General features: G+C 74.8%; 4 protein-coding genes. 2 read left to right on the top strand and 2 right to left on the bottom strand.

Annotated features, from left to right (window positions below; all coding sequences use genetic code 11):
- Nucleotides 1–375 precede the first annotated feature (375 nt).
- Entirely contained in the window at nucleotides 376–879 is a 504-nt protein-coding gene (locus HW445_RS18085; protein ID WP_180222039.1) for a hypothetical protein, read from the top strand.
- On the opposite strand, the gene HW445_RS18080 is transcribed toward HW445_RS18085, so the two are convergent.
- Both HW445_RS18080 and HW445_RS18075 read right to left on the bottom strand, forming a co-directional pair.
- The gene (locus HW445_RS18080; protein ID WP_218957117.1) at nucleotides 866–2,185 is read right to left on the bottom strand and encodes a hypothetical protein; all 1,320 of its coding nucleotides are present in this window, start codon (nucleotides 2,183–2,185) and stop codon (nucleotides 866–868) included. The two genes, HW445_RS18085 and HW445_RS18080, sit on opposite strands and share 14 nt — an antisense overlap.
- A 441-nt stretch (nucleotides 2,186–2,626) precedes the next feature.
- Entirely contained in the window at nucleotides 2,627–3,379 is a 753-nt protein-coding gene (locus HW445_RS18075; RefSeq protein WP_180222037.1) for an enoyl-CoA hydratase, read from the bottom strand.
- Nucleotides 3,380–3,569: 190 nt separating this feature from the next.
- Here HW445_RS18075 and HW445_RS18070 point away from each other — a divergent pair.
- Nucleotides 3,570–4,993, top strand: a 1,424-nt coding sequence (locus tag HW445_RS18070) for an amidase (protein ID WP_180222036.1), incomplete at its 3' end; no start/stop codon positions are given.

Genomic DNA, 4,993 nt, shown 5'->3' with positions numbered 1-4,993 from the left:
GAGGCGCTGGCGGTCCTCGGCCTCTCCGTCCCGGCCTCGGTCGTCGGCGCCGCGCTGGTCACCCACGGCAGTCTGAGCCGGCGGATGAGCGCGCACGCCGAGGCGATGCGGGAACTGGACGCGCTCGCCGACGCCCGCGCCGCCCGCGAGGCCGGCCGGACCGGCCCTGGATGACGCTCGGCCCCTGAACACCCCCCGCCGTGCACGACCGGGGTGCTGCTTCCCGGTCCCGCGTGGAGCCCGGGCCGCGGCGGCCAGGAGCCCCCGGAGGTGTCGGTGGACGTCGACCCCACGGGCTTGCACGGCGGTGTCCACGCGCTCGCGTTGTCCAGCGATCCGGCTTTCCTCGCTTCCCACCTGCCGCTGGGGGCATCGATGGCATACCGGACCGTCGGCAGCATCGAGGAAGAGTTCGCCGCCCCGGCCGGAGCCCTGGCCCTGGCCCGAGCCCTGGCCGGACCGGACATCGGCGAGATCTGGTGGTCGGGGCTGGTGTGGCCCGACCTGCCGGAACACGGCATCCGCGGCGAAGCCGACAACGCCGCCGTCTCCCTGCCGTTCAACTGCCGCACCCTGAGTCTCGACGAACCCTCCGACGACCACACCGTGCTCGTCCACGTGCGCCGCAGGAACCGCGACGGGTCCGAGGAACGGCACGCCGACTGGCCGGCGGAGGAGATCGGCAGGTCCGTCATCGGTCCGTCACAGGAATGGCCCGGCACCCCTCGCCGTCCGGCGCCGCGCATGACCGGCCTGGCACGCCCTGGCCGGCAGCGCTTCATGAAGTCGGTCCTGTCTGCGGGGGCCCGCGGGACCTCCCTCCGGCGACGGGCGGGCCACAGGTGGGCAGGTACGCGTCCGGTGGTCAGTGGTCGTTGAACTGGACGGAGATCCGGTCGGTGCTCGACGGCCAGGCCGGCACCCTCAGCACGTCGGTCCGTCCGCCTTCGCCCCGGGGCCGGGACACCAGGGTGAGCGGCCGGGACCACCGTGACGTGGCCGGGAGGTACACGTCCACGCCGGTGAGGAACGGCGTCTCGAAGAAGGGCGACAGCGGGGCCGAGAGGTCGGTGACCCGGTCGGACCCGGCGTCGAAGGCGAAGAGGCCGATGGTCCGCTTGGCACGCGGGGTGTTGGCCGCGTTCAGCAGCTGGGTGCCCTCGACGGAGAGGGTGTCCCCCGCCTCGCCCTGGTCGCCCCACCACTCCTTCTGCCGGGTGACGGTGAGCGCCGAGTGCCCGTCGCCGGTCTCGACCTGGCCGGAGACGCCCTCGCCGGGACGGCTGGTGAGCAGCCGCACCAGGTGGTCGGAGCGTTCGAACGGCGGGAAGTACAGGTGGTGGGTGGAGTGCTCGTCCCACACCAGCGCGAACTCGTAGTGGGCCGTCCCCTTGGCCCTGACGGGCCCCCAGGCGCCGTCCGCCCCGAGCACCTGGACCGCCTCCGGCCTGCTGCCGAGCCGCGCGCCGGTGAGCGGGTCGACCCGGTGGATCTCCAGCCGCACGCCCTCGACCGGCACGTTGGAGGGGAACAGCAGCGCCCGGCCGGAGAGGGTGATGTACAGCTCCGGCACGATGCGGGTGGTGCGCGGGGCCTCGCCGTGGAGGAAGCGGTAGAACTCGGCGAAGGTCTCCTCGGAGGTGACCGTCTCGGTGTGTCCCTGGCCGGTGAAGTACACGTTGCGCGCCCCGCCGACGGCGCGGGACGGGTCCCCCTCGCCCCAGACGGCCAGGGTCGGCACGCCGCCGGGCAGGTCGGGCGAGGTGCGTCCGTCCAGGTTGACGTAGTGGGCGACCTTGGCGGCGCGGGCCGGCGAACCGCGGAGGTAGGACTGTGTCAGCAGGGTGCCCAGCGAGTGGGCGAGGAGGTCTACGCGGTCGGCGCCGCTGCGTTCGAGCAGCCGGTCGATGCGCGCGTCCAGCGCGGCGTACACCGCCTCGGGAGTGGTGGTGGCGAAGGTCGAGTCGTACTCGTGGGTCTCGATCAGCGCGGCCGGGAAGCCGTTGCCGGTCAGTCTGCGGGCCTGTGTCTCGAACTGGCCGCCGGAGCCGCTGGATCCGTGTATGAAGATCACCGGGCGGAGCGGGTCCGCGCTTCCCGCGCCGTCCTCCACGGCCAGGGCGGGCGCCGGCAGGGCGCAGAGGACGACCAGTGCGGACAACAGGGTGAGGAGCCGCCTGAGCACGACGGATCCTCGGGACGCGGAGCGTCGCGTCGAGAGCTCGCGTGACGCGACGCCGAGGGCGAACGTGCCCGCCGGCACGGCGCCGGGCGACACAGGGCCAGGTGACACCCGGCCAAGTGACACCCAACCAGGTGACACCCAACCAGGTGACGCGGCGTGCGGTGACGTCGTGCCACCGGACGCCGGGTCATGCGGCGTGCCGCCGCGGGATGCGGGGTTGTGGGACGCGGGGCCGTGGGGTTCGGGGCCGTGGGGCGCGGCTCCTGGTGACGCGGTGTCTCGTGACACGGTGTTCCACCTCTCGCGGACGGCTCGGGAACGCGCTCGTCCCCGCACCATCCCGAGGGCTTCCCGGCCGCGGCAAGACGGGCCGCGCCAGAACTGTGCCGGGGCCCATCACGGCGGCCCCGGGCACGGCGGACGCACAGCCGGCCGTCCGTTTCAGCGCCTGCGGAAGCGCTCCACCGCCCGCTGGATCTCCTCACCGGTGGCGGTGGACGCCTGGGCCCAGGACTCGAACTCGAGGGTCGCGCCGAAGTCGCCGGTCCGGGCGATGCCGACCGCCCGCTTGATGTCCCTGACCAGCGCGGGGTCCACCGCCGCCCAGCGGGCGGCGAGTTCGTGGGCGGCCGCGACCGGGTCCTCGGCGACGCGCAGCGCCACCCCCTCCCGCACCGCCGTCCCGGCGTCCAGCGTGCCGCCGTCCAGCAGCAGGGCCAGTGCCTTCTGCGGGCCCAGCGCGTCGACCAGGAACCAGGTGCAGCCACCGCCCGGGTGCAGCCCGATGCGGGTGAAGGTCGCCGCGAACGAGGCCCGCGGACCCGCCACCCGGACGTCGCACGCCATCGCGAGGTTGAACCCGGCGCCCACGGCGGGCCCCTGTACCGCGGCGACGGTCGGGATCCTCAGCTTCCGCAGGCCGAGGAAGCTCTCGTACACACGGTGCAGGTGCTCGCGCACCTCGGCCACCGGCCGTCCCGTGTCCCCGAACAGCGCGGGCAGGTCGGCACCGGCGCAGAACGCGGAGCCGGCCCCGGTGACCACCAGGGTCCGGGCGTCCGGGTCTCCCGCCACCGTGGCGACGGCCTCGCCGAGCTCGCGGCACATCGCCTCGTCGAGGCAGTTCCGGCGGTCCGGGTCGTCCAGTGTCAGCGTCCAGCGGCCGCCGTCCTCGACCAGGTCGACCTTCGTCATCCGCTTCCCTCCTTCTTCGCTCCTCCCCGGCCGCCGCCGGGGTCCGGGGGAACCTATCCCCCACCTCGGCGTCCGCGCACGACGGGGGTGTGCCGCCGCCCTCCGCGGGGGGCTGTCGGGCCCGCCGACGATCCGAGTACGCTCGCCGTGCCCCGGGCCCGGGGCAGCCGCCCGACGTACGGAGGACCCGATGACCGCAGCCGACGCGTCCGTCAACCCGGTGTCGGACGGCGCGCCCGCGCCGGTGCTCGCCTTCCGGGACGACGCCCTCGGCACGGACGACGCGGTCGGGCTGCTGGCGCGTCTGAAGGCGGGCGAGGTGAGCGCGGCGGAGGTGGCGCGGGCCGCGGCCGAGCGGATACGCGCCGTGGACGGCAGGCTCCACGCGATGCGGGTGGAGGCCTTCGAGGCGGGCATCGCCTCGGCGCCCGGGGACGGCCCGCTGGCGGGAATCCCCACCCTGGTCAAGGACAACACCACCTACGCGGGGCTGCCCACCGGTCACGGCACCGCCGCCTTCACCCCGCGCCCGGCCCCGCGGCACGCCCCGTTCACCCGGCAGTTCACCGCCACCGGGATGACCGTGCTGGGCAAGACGCGCCTGCCGGAGTTCGGCTTCAACGCCAGCACCGAGTTCGAGGACGCCGAACCGGTCCGCAACCCGTGGAACACCGAGTTCTCGGCGGGCGGTTCCTCCGGGGGCAGCGCCGCCCTGGTCGCGGCCGGGGCCGTGCCGATCGCGCACGCCAACGACGGCGGAGGTTCCATCCGCATCCCCGCCGCCGTCTGCGGTCTGGTCGGGCTCAAGCCGACCCGGGGCCGCATGGCCGCGAACGAGACGGGGCGCAGCCTGCCGATCGACATCGTCGTGGACGGAGCGGTGACCCGCACCGTGCGCGACACCGCGGCGTTCCTCGCCGCCGCCGAACTGGCCCGCCCCGCGGCGAAGTTGCCGCCGATCGGCAGGGTGGAGGGGCCGGGCGGGCGGCGGTTGCGCGTCGGCCTGCTCCTGGACTCCCCCACCGGGACGGTCACCGACGACGTCACCCGTGCCGCCGTCACCGCCACGGCGACCACCCTGGAGGGGCTCGGGCACCGGGTGGAGCCGTACCGGATGCCGCTGGACGCGCGGTTCGAGGAGGACTTCGTCACCTACTGGGGGATGCTGGCGTTCCTCGCCGGCGCCACCGGCCGCCTGCTGATGGACCGGCGCTTCGACCGGCGGCGGATGGACGGCCTCAGCCAGGGCCTGCGCGGGCAGTACCTCCGGCGGTGGCACTCCACCCCGGCCGTGCTGCGGCGCCTGCGGCGCGCGGCGTGGGAGGCGTACGAGCACTCCGCGGCACGGTACGACGTGGTCCTCTCCCCCGTCCTCGCGCACACCACGCCTCGGCTGGGGCACCTGTCGCCGGCCGTGCCGTTCCCCGAGCTGATCACCCGGCTGAAGTCGTACGTGGCGTTCACGCCGGTCAACAACGTGTGCGGCAGCCCCGCGGTCTCCTTGCCCGCGCCGGGCCGCACCGCGGACGGCCTGCCGGTGGGCGTGATGCTCTCGGGGCGGATCGGGGAGGAGCGGACGCTGCTGGAGGCGGCGTACGAGCTGGAGGCCGCGGC

Source organism: Streptomyces sp. UH6, from assembly GCF_013421635.1.
Taxonomy (GTDB): Bacteria; Actinomycetota; Actinomycetes; order Streptomycetales; family Streptomycetaceae; genus Streptomyces; species Streptomyces abyssomicinicus.
Note: the sequence above shows the minus strand (reverse complement) of the source record. Positions and strands in the feature narration are given on the sequence as shown.